Source organism: Bacillus sp. SRI_025 (assembly GCF_057592095.1).
The window spans coordinates 828,681-844,351 of sequence record NZ_JBYEGB010000002.1; the positions used below are offsets into that span (position 1 = coordinate 828,681).

The 15,671-nt window shown below is 41.4% G+C and carries 15 protein-coding genes and 1 other RNA gene; 12 read left to right on the forward strand and 4 right to left on the reverse strand.

From position 1 onward, the window contains the following. Window positions 1–76: 76 nt before the first annotated feature. From AC20OE_RS09360 to AC20OE_RS09370, 3 genes are all read right to left on the reverse strand, one after another. A complete protein-coding gene (locus tag AC20OE_RS09360; protein ID WP_126681687.1) occupies window positions 77–898 on the reverse strand; it encodes a superoxide dismutase in 822 nt (273 codons plus the stop codon). Then, window positions 891–2,765 carry a terpene cyclase/mutase family protein gene (locus AC20OE_RS09365; RefSeq protein WP_487268808.1) on the reverse strand — a complete coding sequence of 625 codons (1,875 nt, stop codon included), beginning with the start codon at window positions 2,763–2,765 and terminating at the stop codon, window positions 891–893. The genes AC20OE_RS09360 and AC20OE_RS09365 overlap by 8 nt, the downstream gene beginning before the upstream one ends. 300 nt (window positions 2,766–3,065) lie before the next feature. Continuing rightward, window positions 3,066–4,550 carry an aldehyde dehydrogenase family protein gene (locus tag AC20OE_RS09370; RefSeq protein ID WP_099663404.1) on the reverse strand — a complete coding sequence of 495 codons (1,485 nt, stop codon included), beginning with the start codon at window positions 4,548–4,550 and terminating at the stop codon, window positions 3,066–3,068. 212 nt (window positions 4,551–4,762) lie between these two features. Between AC20OE_RS09370 and AC20OE_RS09375 the strand changes: the two genes are divergently transcribed. The 8 genes from AC20OE_RS09375 to AC20OE_RS09410 all read left to right on the forward strand — a co-directional run bounded on the left by AC20OE_RS09375 (window position 4,763) and on the right by AC20OE_RS09410 (window position 10,475). Continuing rightward, the gene (locus tag AC20OE_RS09375; protein ID WP_024422683.1) at window positions 4,763–4,975 is read left to right on the forward strand and encodes a DUF6501 family protein; all 213 of its coding nucleotides are present in this window, start codon (window positions 4,763–4,765) and stop codon (window positions 4,973–4,975) included. Window positions 4,976–5,024: 49 nt separating this feature from the next. Next, window positions 5,025–5,162, forward strand: coding sequence for a YozQ family protein (locus tag AC20OE_RS09380; protein WP_080967843.1), 138 nt, complete (start codon window positions 5,025–5,027; stop codon window positions 5,160–5,162). Window positions 5,163–5,442: 280 nt separating this feature from the next. Beyond that, the gene (locus AC20OE_RS09385) at window positions 5,443–5,781 is read left to right on the forward strand and encodes a PH domain-containing protein (RefSeq protein ID WP_024422682.1); all 339 of its coding nucleotides are present in this window, start codon (window positions 5,443–5,445) and stop codon (window positions 5,779–5,781) included. Window positions 5,782–5,956: 175 nt separating this feature from the next. Beyond that, window positions 5,957–6,604 carry an SDR family oxidoreductase gene (locus AC20OE_RS09390; RefSeq protein WP_064497474.1) on the forward strand — a complete coding sequence of 216 codons (648 nt, stop codon included), beginning with the start codon at window positions 5,957–5,959 and terminating at the stop codon, window positions 6,602–6,604. A gap of 91 nt (window positions 6,605–6,695) precedes the next feature. Then, complete coding sequence (locus AC20OE_RS09395; protein WP_039179277.1) at window positions 6,696–7,196, forward strand: TraR/DksA family transcriptional regulator; 501 nt, start codon at window positions 6,696–6,698, stop codon at window positions 7,194–7,196. Between the two features lie 132 nt (window positions 7,197–7,328). Further along, window positions 7,329–7,513, forward strand: a non-coding RNA gene (ssrS, locus tag AC20OE_RS09400) — 6S RNA. Between the two features lie 133 nt (window positions 7,514–7,646). Next, entirely contained in the window at window positions 7,647–9,449 is a 1,803-nt protein-coding gene (gene recQ / locus AC20OE_RS09405) for a DNA helicase RecQ (protein WP_039179275.1), read from the forward strand. Window positions 9,450–9,683: 234 nt separating this feature from the next. Next, the gene (locus AC20OE_RS09410; protein ID WP_039179273.1) at window positions 9,684–10,475 is read left to right on the forward strand and encodes a LysM peptidoglycan-binding and 3D domain-containing protein; all 792 of its coding nucleotides are present in this window, start codon (window positions 9,684–9,686) and stop codon (window positions 10,473–10,475) included. 154 nt (window positions 10,476–10,629) lie between these two features. Here the strand turns inward: AC20OE_RS09410 and AC20OE_RS09415 are convergent, their stop codons facing one another. Further along, window positions 10,630–11,142, reverse strand: coding sequence for a GNAT family protein (locus AC20OE_RS09415; protein WP_039183160.1), 513 nt, complete (start codon window positions 11,140–11,142; stop codon window positions 10,630–10,632). Window positions 11,143–11,340: 198 nt separating this feature from the next. Here AC20OE_RS09415 and AC20OE_RS09420 point away from each other — a divergent pair, with 198 nt between their 5' ends. From AC20OE_RS09420 to prpB, 4 genes are all read left to right on the forward strand, one after another. Continuing rightward, the gene (locus AC20OE_RS09420; protein WP_024422676.1) at window positions 11,341–11,880 is read left to right on the forward strand and encodes a DUF420 domain-containing protein; all 540 of its coding nucleotides are present in this window, start codon (window positions 11,341–11,343) and stop codon (window positions 11,878–11,880) included. 168 nt (window positions 11,881–12,048) lie between these two features. Next, window positions 12,049–13,191 carry a citrate synthase gene (gene mmgD / locus AC20OE_RS09425; protein WP_099663405.1) on the forward strand — a complete coding sequence of 381 codons (1,143 nt, stop codon included), beginning with the start codon at window positions 12,049–12,051 and terminating at the stop codon, window positions 13,189–13,191. 2 nt (window positions 13,192–13,193) lie between these two features. Beyond that, window positions 13,194–14,630 (forward strand): bifunctional 2-methylcitrate dehydratase/aconitate hydratase, encoded by a 1,437-nt coding sequence (locus tag AC20OE_RS09430; RefSeq protein ID WP_099663406.1) that lies wholly within the window; start codon window positions 13,194–13,196, stop codon window positions 14,628–14,630. Between the two features lie 12 nt (window positions 14,631–14,642). Beyond that, window positions 14,643–15,560: a methylisocitrate lyase gene (gene prpB, locus AC20OE_RS09435; RefSeq protein ID WP_099663407.1), complete on the forward strand. Its 918-nt coding sequence runs from the start codon at window positions 14,643–14,645 to the stop codon at window positions 15,558–15,560. Window positions 15,561–15,671 lie beyond the last annotated feature (111 nt).

Consider the following 15,671-nt stretch of genomic DNA (forward strand, 5'->3'; position numbering starts at 1 on the left):
TTATAAAGGTGTTAATAATTTAATTATGTAAACTAAAAACACCCCATATAAGCATGAGCCTATATGGAGCATCGTCTTAAAAAGGGGTCCACTTCACTTGCTGTGCTTGCTTAAGCCTTGCTTCTGGCTCACGCCAGTCAACTACATTCCACCAACGATCTACGTATTTCGGTTTTTCATTCAGATATTGAAGATAGTAGGCGTGCTCCCATACATCAAGGGCTAAAAGAGGGATTACGTCCCATTGTGACAAAAATTGATGGCGTTCTGCTTGTAAAATCTCTAATCGCTGGGATCTGGGCGCCCAAACGAGAATGGCCCAGCCGACACCCTCTACTTGTTTGGCCGCTGCTGAAAATTGAGATTTAAATGCGTCATAGCTGTCAAATGATTGTTCAATGAGACGAAGCATTTGTCCAGTGGGCTTTCGTTTTCCTGAAGGACTCATGGAAAACCAAAAAATACAATGTAAATAGTGCCCCGCACCATTGAAGGCAAGCTCTCTTTCCCAATGCTTGATCATTTTAAAATCATTGGTTCTTCTTGCATTTTTTAATGCAAGCTCAGCTTGGTTCAAACCATCAACATATGATTGATGATGCTTCTGGTGATGCAAATACATAATTTCTTTTGAAATAAACGGTTCTAGTGCATCATACCGGTAAGGGAGAGGAGGTAGCTTATGATTTCCCGCTGCTACCTCTCGCATGTCTTCTTGTGGTTTCATGTCCTCAGAAATACGTTCTGCCAGTTCGTACCACTCTTGTTCACTGGAATGTTCATCATCCATTGAAAACCATAAATGGTCTACTTTTTGACGGATGTTGTCATCTTGAATCGCGGGTTGAATGGAGCTAAGCCACTCTTTGAGCTGCATTCGATACTGTTCCTTATTCATTCTTACGCCTCATTTCATCTAAAAATGTAGAACAAGTCATCATGGGAAAGACAAATGGGTAGCTATGATAGGTGATGTAAAATTGCTTTGGCAGGCCAATGCCCACTGGATAGTGCAAGGCTTCACTCGTGTGCTGATGATGGGTCAAAAATGAGATGGCTTTTAAAATCGCTTTGTCATCTGGCTTCTCATATTGTAAAAGTGCCTCTGCTGCCCAAGCCGTCTGCACCACTGTGCCAAACGGGAGGGGGACATACGTTTTTACCTCTGCACTTTTACACGATTCTCCGAAGCTGCCATCTTCTCGTTGAATCTGCTTTAAAAATCGGCACGCTTTTTGAACAGCAGGATGGGTAGAGGGGATGCCGGCCTCTTTTAGTCCTGTTAATGCTGCCCACGTCCCATAAATATAGCAAACACCCCATCTGCCAAACCATGATCCATTTTTCTCTTGATGATCTAGGAGCCACTTGACACATTGATCTTTTTGCCTGTGAACGGGTGGTGACATGTTTTTCTCTTCAAGACCAATGAGATGAAGCACCCGGCCTGTAATATCGGGAGTCGATGGATCGATCGCTGCATCCTCCGCAGATTCAAGCGGCAGATGTCGAAGCAGGAAGTGATCTTGATTTTTTTCAAAAGCAGAGAATCCGCCGTCACGGTTTTGCATGGAAAGAAGCCAATGAAATCCTCGTTTCCACTGAACTGGTGCGTATGTTCGCGGAATGGCTTTTAAGACAATTTGCGTATCATCACAATCAGGGTTATTTGTGTTGATATCTGAAAAACCAAAGCCTCCCGGGGCAGCATGACGGTTATGAATCGCCCAATCTGCTTTCTTCATTTGCTGCCGGTTCAGCAAGTATGAGAAAGACTTAGTGATGACTGGGTCTTCTTGTTTTTTGCCAGCTTTTTGAGAAGCGTAACTGACAAGCGCTGTATCCCAAACTGTGGATGTGGAATTTTCTGCATACATTCTGCCCTGACAGACAGTAACTAGTTTTTTCATGCCTTTGACTGCTTTTAAAATGAGATGATGCCCAGGGGAGTACCCAAGACTCATAAGTGCATAGACCATAAATATACTGGCACTTAAATAGCTGTACAGCATGCCATCTTTTTCAAGGCGATCAAACATATATCGCTTTGCTGCTTCATATCCGAAAAAGTCCAGCCGGCTGTCGAGTGCTGTATACGATCGCATGTAAGTCAGAAAGTGTTGAGCGGAACGTTCTTCTCTTGCCATAAACCAGTCAAATGGATTCTTAGACATGTTTGCATCAAGGTGTGCCAAGCTTGGAAATGTCTCATGAGAGGTATATCGTTTGTTGAGTGCGATCATCATTGGTACAAAGTGAATTCTTGCATATGCACTAAGATGATAAAAGTGCAGCGGAAAGTATGTAGGGATGAGTAAAAAGGAAAGTGGTGCATAGAAATACGGCCAAGGGTGCATGCCGTTGACGGCGAGCATCCACTTTGTCATAAAGTGAACGTTCTTTAATCCGCCTTTTGAACGTATATATTGCGCTGCTTTTTCCATATGAGGCTCATCTTGTTGAAACCTGCCTGATACGAGCATTCCGCAATAGCCCTGCACAGTGGCAGTTACATGTCCCGTTTGATCATGATACAAAGAAAAAGACCCATCCTCATTTTGTTTTTCGCGGATCGCTTCTGCTAGTTGATGAACCAAAGCCTGATCCGAATCACCTACAGCCTTTAACAGCATAATCAAAAAAGCATTTGTCATCATAGGACCTTCAAAGCAGAAAACAAAGGCGCCATCTTCTCTTTGTCTTCGCTGCATTTGTATGTGCAATTCTTCGATAAATTCGTTTACTTTCAATTGAAAATCTTGCATATGCGGCCATGCTCCTTTCCTTTCATACTATATTCAGGAGCCGGCCTGTCACATGCAAACACAAAAAAAGCCGATGACAGGGTCACCGGCTCAGCGTGTAGACAAACCCTCGCATTCGGTGTCAGGTCTGCGCGCTGGTGCTCACGAATGTCCATTCGCTCCGCGCCAGTGCTCGTCCTTCCTAGACTGCAAAGGTTTTCTATCACGCTGAAAAGAAGACAAAGTGCTAAAATAAAAATCATTTTAGCACTTTGTCAACGATCTGAGCCGATGACAGGGTCAAAGGCTTTCTTGACGTCATTAGTCTTGGAGATTAATCCATACACTTTTGACTTCTGTATAGTTGTTAAGGGCATATGACCCCATTTCTCTGCCAAGACCTGATTGCTTATATCCTCCAAACGGGGAGGCGGCATCAAAGACATTATAGCAGTTGACCCAAATCGTTCCTGCTTCAAGACGTGCAGCAATATCGTGGGCATGCTTTAAGTTTTCTGTCCAAAGTCCTGCTGCTAATCCATATTCAGACTGGTTGGCCCGTTCGACCACTTCATCAATGGAATCGTAAGGAATTGCAGATAAAACAGGTCCGAAGATTTCTTCTTTGGCAATGGTCATTTCATCTTCTACATCTTTAAAAATAGTAGGGGAGACGAAATAGCCAGCCTCATAAGGGCAATCGCCACCGACAACGGCTGTTGCCCCTTCGGATTTACCTTTTTCAATATAGCCTAATACGCGTTCGTGCTGTTCTTTACTTACAAGAGGTCCAATTTGTGTATCTTGATGAAGACCAGCGCCTTGCTTGAGGGATCCTGCATATTTGGCCATTTGATCGACCACTTCATCATATTGGCTCCGGTGAACAAAGACTCTGGAGCCCGCGCAGCATACTTGGCCTTGGTTAAACATGACGCCATTTAAAGCACCTGGAATGGCTTTCTTTAAATCAGCATCAGGTAAAATAATATTCGGTGATTTTCCGCCAAGCTCTAATGTGACCCTCTTAATGGTTTTAGCCGCTTTCTCCATGATTAATTTTCCAACGCTTGTTGACCCTGTGAAGGCAAGCTTGTTCACATCAGGATGTTCAGTTAAGGCATTTCCGGCTGTTTCACCAAATCCAGGAACGATGTTAATCACGCCTTCTGGGAAGCCGGCTTTGTCCACTAATTCTGCTAAATAAAGAGCAGAGAGTGGAGTTTGTTCGGCTGGCTTTAAAACGATGGTGCATCCTGTTGCAAGTGCGGCACCCATTTTCCACATGGCCATGAGTAGCGGGAAGTTCCATGGGATGATTTGTCCTACAACGCCAACCGGCTCATGGCGGGTATAATTAAAATATCCTTGACTGACAGGAATGGTTTGTCCATTCATTTTTGTCGTCCAGCCCGCATAATAGCGCATGTGCTCAATAGCGAGGGGAATATCTGCATTTGTTGTTTCATTGATTGGTTTTCCATTATCTAAAGTTTCAAGCTGTGCAAGCTCTTCTTGATTTTCTTCCATTAAATCAGCAAGCTTGAACATGAAGCGGGCGCGTTCAGCGGCAGACATTGAGCGCCAAGGACCATGAAAGGCTTTTTTTGCAGCTTTTACTGCCTCATCAATATCTTTTTCACCTGCTTCATATACATCAATAAGGGTTTCGCCTGTGGCTGGGTTAGGAGTAGCAAAGGTTTTATTATCGTGACTTGTGACAAACTGACCGTTAATGTAGAGTTTTTTCGTCCCTTGGAGAAAAGATTCGAGTTTTGAACTAATTTGAAGTGTTGTAGAGCTCATAAATAAACAAACCTCCTTAAAGATATGGATTGTTTTCTGCGAGTTCTAGGTGAGAAAAGCGGACATGCAACGAAACAGTATACGCACAAAAATGTAAACGTATACAATTATCATATTACACGACATGTTTGAAAGCAATCCATAACACTCATTGCATTTCGCGAAAATTTGGCTACAATAAATGTATAGATGAAAAAAGGAGTTTTTAAATCATGATCCATCAAAACTGGCAAACAGCTCAAACGTTAAAACAAGTAAAATGTGTACATACAAACGCGAAAAAATATATGGTCGACCGGGCATTAACGGTTGGAAGCACATATGAAGTGAAAAATGAAACAGAGGAATTCCTGTTTGTCGTTGACAATACGGGTAAAGTAGGCGGGTATTACAAGGAGTATTTCGAAGATATTTCGGCTGAATGATTTTGAGGGTCATCACTCATACTAAGAAAAACAGTAAAGGGTGATGATGATGAAAAAGCAGCAAAATGACGAGCAGCAAAATCAAAATGCATGGCATGAACACGAAGATGCTGATATGGCGATTACGCTTGAACAGATTTCCGATGTGTATGCCGAGGGAACGATTGATACACCAAAAGACGAATAGTCATTTAAAAACAGTGATTTAGCATAATCACTGTTTTTTTATTGGGAATGATTCAGCATTTTTTCTCGAAAAGAACTGAAACTTTTTTCCTGCTTTAACAGTCTAAATAAATAGAGGAAAGAGCATCGGATCAAAAAGAAAAAGTTAAATGAAATTTAATCTATTCGTAATGGAATAACGATCATTTATAGCGTATTCTATAAGTGAGAATAAAACGTACCCACAGAGCCGTGTGGCCGTTTTGTCATAAAGGAATTTGATGCAGGAAGAGGGGGTTTACGTGGGTATTTTTTCTGTCAGTAAACAAAATGATAAGAAATTCGAATCCTTATTGATTGAAGGGGAAAGAATTGAGGCTGTTTACAGACTGCGTCACGACCAAATTTGCTTTACAAATAAACGACTGATCTTTGGCGATAACCGCGTATTTTCTAAGAAGAAAGTCAGGGTCTCCTTGCCGTATCGATCAATTGAAAGTTTTGCCATTCAAGAAGCTGGCGTGTTTGATCAGGACACAGGTATGCTGCTTGTCACAAGCTCAAAAGTATTTGAACTCGACTTTTCCAAAGAGACGGATTTGAGCGATGTGCAAGCCATTTTGACAAAACATCTTTGCTGATCAATCTTGCGATTACATAGATCATATGCACTTTTCTCATTCTTCGTTCTTATTTTCATAGATCGCACATTTCTGAGCCTTTCCCATCTGATGGGAAGGGCTTTTTTCTGCTTAAGTGTTTGAATGATAGCAAAAAAGGTTAAAGATGAAACAGATACAGAAAGGAGAATGAACAATGAAAGTGTTAGTTGCAGGAGCAAATGGACATACAGGTAGACTTGTCGTTCGTTATTTAAAAGAAAAAGGACATGAGCCGCTTGCTCTCATTCGAGATGAAAAACAAGCTGATGCGCTAAAAGAACTTGGTGCAGCACCTGTCATCGGTGATCTTGAAAAAGATGTGACAGATGCTGTGAAACAAGCAGACGCTGTCATCTTTGCAGCTGGTTCAGGCTCAAAAACAGGTGCGGATAAGACCATTGCGGTCGATCAAGAAGGGGCAAAACGCCTCGTTGATACAGCGAAAAAAGAAAACATCCAGCATTTTGTTATGCTCAGTTCCTATAATGCCGATGACCCGAACCAGGGAAAAGGGCAAGGAAGTATGGAAACTTATTATGAAGCGAAAAGAAAAGCTGATGAACACTTAAAACAGTCTGGTCTTTCCTATACGATTGTCCGTCCGGGCGCCCTGCTGCATGAGGAGAAGACAGGAAAGATTAAAGCTGCCGAACATATTCCAGATGATCAGAACATCGAGATTTCAAGAGAGGACGTAGCCATTGTTCTTGTGGAGAGCTTAACAGAATCGAATGTGAAAAATAAGTCCTTTGACTTGATTAAAGGCGATAAACCAATCGAAGAAGCACTTCGCCATCTGTAAGAGAAAAAAGCTGCTGCCAAATAGGCAGCGGCTTTTTTGATGTTTTCTTTTCCCTTCCAGCGGGAAGGTAATGAGAAAGGAGTGATTGACCGTGGGCTTAACGAAAGAACAACAAGCTGATTTATACGAAAGATTGATTCAACTAAAAGAAGATGTGAAGGGATCAAAAAAGAAAGAAGAATCGATGCTCGTTGAATCGAGTGAGATATCAAATGGTGTTGGGAATCATATCGCTGATCATGGGAGCATCTATTTAGACCGCATGACAGAACAAACGCTGGATCAAGTCGATGATCAACTTGAAGGTGAAATCGATGCAGCACTGAAACGAATGGAAGACGGAACATATGGGATTTGTGAGAAAACAGGAAAAGAGATCCCATATGAGCGTTTAAAAGCAGTTCCATATACACGCTTTTCAATTGGTGCAAAGAAAAATGAGGAAACAACTCAAGATCCAAACGAGTTTGACCGTTCATTCTCCGATCAAATGCGTGACTTAACGAATAGAGAAACAATGGATCAAATGCATTCAGATACGTATGAAAGACTCGAGGAAGAGCAGGATATTGATGTGGAGGAAGAAAAATAGCAATATATGAGAAGGTTAAATTTTTTCAGAATAATGTTTCCATATGTACTCGTGGACAAAAATCTTGTATACATGAGTATTTCAAAGAAAAAAGATCTCTTGAAATTTAATTAACTTTCGTGTAGTATAGTTTAAAGGCTGCGATGCGCGTAATGTTAATTAAGTTTTAACCTTTAAGCTGTAATAGGGAGTTTTATATTGAAGCCGGAATGTCATGCCTCCTAGAGAGGAAGACAGGAACGTTTCTGCAAACACCCACTTTGAGGAGTGGTGGTTTAAAACTTTCTTACTTAGATTACGGCATCCGCAGCTTTTCCTAGGATGATTCAAGCCATTTTCCATTTCGGAAAATGGCTTTTTATTTTGTGAAAAAACGAAATTGCACAGACCGCCGGATGAAGAAGGAATGTATGTTAAAATAGACAAAACAAAAGACGGAGAGGGAATTGGATGTTAGAACAAGCAGAAGCACTCCTGAAACAATACTTTGGCTTTGACACCTTTAGGCAGGGACAGAAACAAGCCATTGAATCGATTGTAAACAAACAGAAGGATACCGTTTGTATTATGCCGACAGGCGGAGGGAAATCGGTTTGTTACCAGATTCCTGCCCTGATGATGGAAGGAACAACGATCGTTGTATCCCCGCTAATTTCTTTAATGAAAGATCAAGTCGATGCACTAAATGAAATGGGCATACGATCGTCCTTTTTAAACAGCACACTTTCTGCAGCTGAAATGAATAAAAGGCTGAAAAAATGTGCAGATGGGGAATATCAGCTGCTTTATATCACACCTGAACGTTTACAAAATGAACGTTTTTTTCAGCTCCTTGATCGGTTAACGATCCCTTTAATCGCAATTGATGAAGCGCACTGTATATCTGAGTGGGGGCATGATTTTAGGCCAAGCTATCGCTTTATTCAAGAATGCTTAGATAAATTGACAAAAAGGCCAGTGATAGTCGCGCTAACGGCTACAGCCACGAAAAAGGTCCACCGAGATATATGTGAACAGCTTGGCATGAACGAAGAAGAAACCATTTTTACTGGGTTTGCTAGAGAGAATTTGTCTTTTCAGGTGGTCAAAGGAGAAAATAGTGACCGCTTTATCACACATTATATGAAGAAAAACAAGCTTGAGTCCGGCATTATCTATACAGCTACAAGAAAAGAAGCTGAAAACATTTACAATCGGCTAAAGAAACAAAAGATCAAAGCTGGCATTTATCATGGCGGGTTAGATGACGATGTGAGAGAAGAGCAGCAAAACCTGTTTTTAAATGATGACATCCAGGTCATGGTCGCTACATCTGCATTTGGCATGGGAATTAATAAATCAAATGTCCGTTTTGTCATTCATCATCAAATTCCAAGGGATATTGAAAGCTACTATCAAGAAGCTGGGCGCGCAGGCAGAGACGGTCTTGAAAGTGAATGTATTTTACTGTTTTCGCCGCAGGGCGTACGAATGCAGCGCTTCCTCATTGAACAGTCAACAGAAGATGAAGTGCGCTATCAGCATGAACTGCTTAAACTAAGACAAATGGTGGATTACTGTCATACTGAGCAATGTTTGCAGCAATTTGTGATGGACTACTTTGATCAATCAACAAGTACTCCTTGCCAAAAATGCAGCAATTGCCTTGATGAAAGAGAGCGTGAAGAGGTCACTCGAGAAGCGCAAATGGTTTTATCGTGTACGGTTAGAATGAACGAGCGATTTGGAAAAATGATGATTGCTCAAGTACTGGCAGGCTCTAAAAATAAAAAAGTGCTTGATCTTGGTTTCGACCGTCTTCCTACATACGCTTTAATGAAGCAGCAATCAGCCCAGCAAATCAGTGATTTCATCGAATTTTTAATTACAGAAGAGTATTTGCACATGTCTGAAGGGGCTTACCCAACATTAAAAGTGACACATAAAGGGAAGAAAGTGTTAGTCGGACAAGAGGCGGTGTATAAAAAGCAGGCAGTTAAAAGAGAGGCGATTCAAGAAAACGATGCATTATTTGAGCAGCTAAGAGCGGTGAGAATGAAGCTGGCAAGAGAGCAGGGCGTTCCGCCATTTGTTGTATTTTCTGATCAAACCTTGAAGGAAATGTCAGCTGTTCAGCCTAAAACAGAAGAAGAACTACTCCATATTAAGGGAATAGGCGCTCAAAAAAGAGAGAAATACGGGGATGTTTTTCTAGAAGAAATCCGTTTATTTATAGAAAAAGAGAAAAATAAAGAGGTTGAAGAAGAAAAATAAATTTTTTTCGCTGCGTTTGGACACGTTTTCAACAGGAGGTTTCTGATCCTTTCAAAACCTTGATATGGCGGGTAATTGAGCTGTTTTGTGGTCTGATTTACCAATGGAGAGAGATGTTTCATGTAAAGGAACTGTAATCTAAAACATATCGTTTTGTTATTGAATTGACATTTACATATGTTACGATAGCACTCGTTAGCCGCCATAAAAAGCTAACAAGGGAGGATTTACTTTATGAAGAAGACTATTATGTCCTTGGTTGCTGTTGCAGCAATCTCAACAACAGCATTTGGAGCACAGCAAGCTTCTGCAAAGGAAATCACTGTGAAGAAAGGTGATACACTTTGGGGAATCTCTCAAAAAAATGATGTGTCTCTAAAGGACCTAAAGGGTTGGAACAATTTATCTACAGACATGATTTATGTAGGTGATAAATTGACAATCTCTTCAAAAGAGAAAACTCAGGAGCAGTATAAAGTCCAGAAGGGGGACAGCCTCTGGAAAATCGCTCAAAAATTCAATGTGTCAATTAGCGATATTAAGTCTTGGAATAACTTAAACTCAGATATAATTGTGACTGGTTCAACACTAAGTGTTGCTGGTCAAAGCTCAGCTCCGGTAAGCTCAGAGCCTGTACAAAAACAGGAGCCTGTCCAAAAAGAGCAAACAACACAAAAAGCTGCTCCTAAAAAGGAAACAGCTAAAGCAGAATCATCTTCTGCTAGTCAAAGTGTACAAAAAGAATTGACTGTAACGGCTACGGCTTATACAGCAAATGATGGTGGCATCTCAGGTATCACTGCAACAGGGGTAAACTTAAACAAAAACCCAAATGCGAAAGTCATTGCAGTAGATCCTAATGTCATTCCATTAGGAAGTAAGGTTTATGTTGAAGGCTACGGTGAAGCTACCGCAGCAGATACTGGCGGCGCAATTAAAGGTAACAAAATTGATGTACATGTACCAAGCAAATCCCAAGCAAAAAATTGGGGCGTAAAATCAGTCAAAGTGAAAGTACTTAACTAGTAATCTATTGTTTTTTTGAAAGAAAGCATCAGGTGGCGGCCTGATGCTTTTATTGTACCCTTTTTTTGGTCAAAAAAACACATATTTTTCAGAAAAATTTGCATTTTCGACAAAAACCAGCGTATATTTCATCATACACGCTGGTTTTTTGGCGTTAGCTGTCCACCCAATAAATTTCCCCGCTTTGTTCTTCCCAATTAATTTGGACATCAAATTGGTGCTTTTCATAAAAGTGGATCAAGCGGTCAACGTGATTCCAATCTCTTTTGACGAGGTCACCTGTGATGACTGGAATGTTCTGCTCTCTTGCGATTTCTTTTAAATGCTTCATGCAGATTGAGCCGTATCCATTATCGGGAGGGCCTTTAATATCAGCAATGTGAATCTTTCCTTCTTCAGGATATTCCGCGATTAAGGAAAAATCAGATTGTCCGCGAAAAGCTTTTTCACAATCGCTGAGCATGATTTTGCATGTATCCGCACTTTCAATGGCAGAGACAATCATCCATTCGTCTTCTTTCGCCTGATCAATGCCAATGATCTTTGCTTTTTTCGAAATATCTTTCATATTTTCTTGCATTCGATACATTTGAAACTGCAATTGCTGTAATTCTTGCTCTAACGTCTTCACATCTTTGGTTGTTTCCTGTAAGATTGACAAGTCCATTACTCCTTTCATATAAGAAATCATAAAAACCACATAAATTCCAATTCTAAAGGAAGTGGATGGATCTTTCAAGCCGTTAGAACGCCAGTAATCGGCAAGTTTGTCTAAAATTCGACGAAGACAGCGAATTCATTGACTTTATAGAGAAAGTTAAATAACATACTCTTAGTCGGAACTAATAAAGAGAGGTTTTCAAACATGAACGAACAGAATCAAAAACCGAAAAATTTCACCGGCATTGTTGTCATTTTAACAATTGCCATAAACGGATTAATCGCTTTATTATTTTTAATGCCAAAAACAGATAAATTTAGTCATCTGGACATTACATTTCTTCCTTTACTGAATGCCGTGATGAACAGCTTTACGTTTATCTTCTTACTTTCAGCACTCATTATGATTAAACAAAAGAACATTAAAGCACATAGACGATTTATCTTTGCTGCATTTTCAACAACACTTGTCTTTTTAATTTCCTATGTGACATATCATTCAATGGCAGCTGATACACACTTCGGAGGAGAAGGAATCATCCGTCCAATTTACTTCTTTATTTTGATTACACATATTGTGCTTTCAGCAATTATTGTACCGCTTGCATTGATTACACTATTTAGAGGCGCACAGATGCAGGTTGAGCGTCACCGTAAAATTGCCCGCTGGACGATGCCGCTTTGGCTCTATGTTAGTCTCACTGGCGTCATTGTCTATATCATGATTTCTCCATACTACAGCTAACGTATGTCCAACTGGACATACGTTCTTTTATTTACAAGATGAAGTGCTTTGGATAGAATGGAAATTGGATATCCGACTTGCACGGTATCTTCCCATCTATAGATTCACATCATTTCTGGCCGTTTGCTCGTTTGGAGATCAACAATTGGACGAAACGGGGGTTATATGATGACTGAACAATTGCAGTATAAACCGGGGCTTGAAGACATTGTGGCAAGCGAAACGTCCATATCATATTTAGATGTGGAGCAAGAGGAAATTGTGATTCGCGGGTACGACCTCATTGAGCTAGCACAAAACAAGACATATTTAGAAACAGCCTATCTGCTTATTTATGGAAGATTACCAGATACGATGGAATATCACCAATTTCAGCAAGATATATCCTCACAAACGAACTTACATCCAACCATTCAAACCATTTTAACGAAGCTGCCAAAAACCACTCACCCTATGGATGCGATGAGAACGTGCTTATCTGCTCTTGCAGGGTACGATGATGCACTACATGATCGATCAGAAGCGTGCCAAGTGAAGCGTGCAGTTCGATTACTAGGCCAGCTGCCGGCCATTGTTGCTGGAAGCTATTATATTCTCACAAAAGACGCCGCTATTTCTCCAGATCAGACCAAATCCTACACTGAAAACTTTTTATCCATGCTAACTGGACGCACCCCGACCCAAGACGAAATCATCGCTTTTGACCAAACACTTACATTATATAGTGAACATGAGCTGCCGAATTCAACGTTTGCGGCTAGAGTCATTGCATCCACGCATTCTGACATGTATGGTGCTTTTACTGGAGCGATCTCTTCATTAAAAGGTGACCTCCACGGAGGAGCAAATGAAGCTGTCATGCACATGCTTCTTGAAGGAAAAACAACGGAAGGATTTCTTGCGCTCATTGAACGAAAATTAGCCGCAAAAGAAAAAATGATGGGTTTTGGCCACAGAGTATACATGAGAAAAATGGATCCGCGCGCCGCTCTTTTAAAACGTTCATTGAAAACGCTTACTGAATCGAAGGGAGATACAACGCTATATGACATGTGTGTAGCAGGAGAGGCATACATGAAAGAGCAGAAAAACCTCTATCCAAATCTTGATTATTACGCCGCTCCTATTTATTACGTGCTTGGAATTCCTATTTCACTTTATACACCCATTTTCTTTGCTGCAAGGGCTAGTGGATTAGCAGCCCACGTTATTGAACAACATTTGCATAACCGCATTTTTAGACCGAGAGTCCGGTATTTAGGGCCAAGAGGATTAAAGGTTTCAAATGATGATGGAAAAACGGGGGAATGAATATGAACAAAACAGCAGTCGCCAATCAAACAGATCAGCTATTAGAAGAAATTGCTGCCTATGCAGTAGACGGAGAAATTACGAGCAAAGAGGCCATTGAAACCGCGCGTTATGTGCTCATAGACACGCTCGGTTGCGGTATGCTGGCACTCAATTTTCCAGAATGTACGAAGCACCTTGGTCCCATCGTACCTGGAACAGTTGTACCTAACGGAGCAAGAGTTCCCGGCACTTCGTTTGTGCTAGATCCTGTTCAAGCGGCTTTTAATATTGGCTGTATGATTCGCTGGTTAGATTATAATGACACATGGCTTGCACAGGAGTGGGGCCATCCGTCAGATAACTTAGGCGGAATATTAGCTGTAAGTGATTATATTAGCAGAAATCGTCTTGCAAACGGAGAAGAGCCGCTAACGATGAATGACGTACTGCATGCAATCGTCAAGGCACATGAAATTCAAGGTGTGCTCGCTTTAGAAAATTGTCTGAATCGAAATGGATTGGACCATGTGTTATTTGTCAAAGTGGCAACAAGTGCAGTTGTATGTGCAATGCTTGGCGGAACAAAGGAAGAAGTCCAGCATGTGTTATCACAAGCGTTTGTTGATAATTCCCCGCTTAGAACATATCGCCACGCCCCAAACACAGGATCGAGGAAATCATGGGCAGCAGGGGATGCAACAAGCCGCGGAGTGAGACTGGCAATGATGACACGAAAAGGGGAAATGGGCTATCAAACGCCGCTTAGTGCAGAGAAGTGGGGCTTTGAAGATGTTCTTATGAAAGGAAAACCACTTACGCTCGCCCAGCCTCTTGGATCATACGTCATAGAAAATGTTCTTTTCAAAATTGCTTATCCTGCTGAATTCCATGCGCAGACTGCTGCAGAGGCGGCTGTGATGCTGCATGACGCGGTAAAAGATCGTTTAGATGAAATTGACCGGGTAGAGATTACGACACATGAGTCAGCGATTCGGATTATTGATAAGAAAGGGCCGCTTTATAATCCGGCAGACCGTGATCATTGCTTGCAGTATATTACAGCCATTGGACTGATTTATGGTGAGCTAACAGCTGACCATTATGAAGAAGAAACGGCGCAAAATCCGGCCATTGATCGTCTGCGTGATCAAATGGTTGTGAAAGAGGATAAGCGTTATACAGAGGATTATTTAGATCCGAAAAAGAGATCAATTGCAAACTGTGTACAAATTTTCTTTAAAGACGGGACGATGACAGACCGAATTGAAATTGAATATCCGCTTGGTCATCGTAGAAGAAGACAGGAAGGCATTCCGCTGCTTGAAAAGAAGTGGATCTATCATTTGAAGACAAGATTTCCACAAAAACAAGTAGATCAAATTGTGTCACTCTGCCAAAATCCAAATCAATTAAAAACAACAACAGTACCAGCATTTATGGACTTATTCGTTATATAAGGGGGAGCTAGCGTGTGGATCGTGAATGAAGAAAGAAGTCAGGCTGATTTAGCCGCAGCCTTTAAAGAACAAATGAACAAATCAGCTTTATTTCAAATTCCAGGCGTTCACGATGGAATGTCTGCGCTCTATGCAAAAAAAATGGGCTTTCAAGGACTCTATTTATCAGGTGCCGCTTTTTGTGCCAGCAAAGGACTGCCTGATCTCGGCATGATCCATTCAACAGAAATGGCTGAAAAAGCGAAGGAGATTATTCGAGCATCCCAGCTGCCGCTTTTGGTCGATATGGATACAGGCTATGGCGGTGTTTTAAATGCAGCAAGAGCGGCAAAAGAAATGGTTGAAAGCAAGGTGGCAGCTGTTCAAATTGAAGATCAGCAAATGCCGAAAAAATGCGGGCATTTAAATGGGAAATCACTCGTTCCAGTAGAAGAAATGGTCGCAAAAATCAAAGCCATCAAACAAGCGGCACCAACGCTTTTGGTGATTGCGAGAACCGATGCAAAGTCAGTAAATGGAATGGAGGATGTCATCCGCCGGGCCAATCTTTACGTAGAAGCAGGAGCTGACGCTATTTTCCCTGAGGCACTCATCACAGCAGAGGACTTCACGCATGCGTCAAACAATATTAAAGGTCCGCTCCTTGCCAATATGACGGAATTTGGCAAGACGCCTTATTATCATGCAGACGAATTTTCAATGTTTGGCTTTCAAATGGTCATTTACCCTGTGTCATCACTCAGAGTCGCTGCAAAAGCGTATGAGCGTTTATTTACAGAAATCATGGAAAAGGGAACGCAGCAGGGGATACTTGGGGATATGCAAACGAGAAAAGAGTTGTATGAAACGATTCATTATGATGAGTATGAGGAAATGGATCAGCATTTAGCAAAAACGATCCTCCCGGAAATTGGGAAAGAACAGCGATAAAATGAAAAGCACTTCCTTGACGGAAGTGCTTCAGCATGTAGACAAACCCTCGCATTCGGTGTCAGGTCTGCGTGCCGGTGCTCACGATTGTCAAATTCGCTCCGCTCCGGT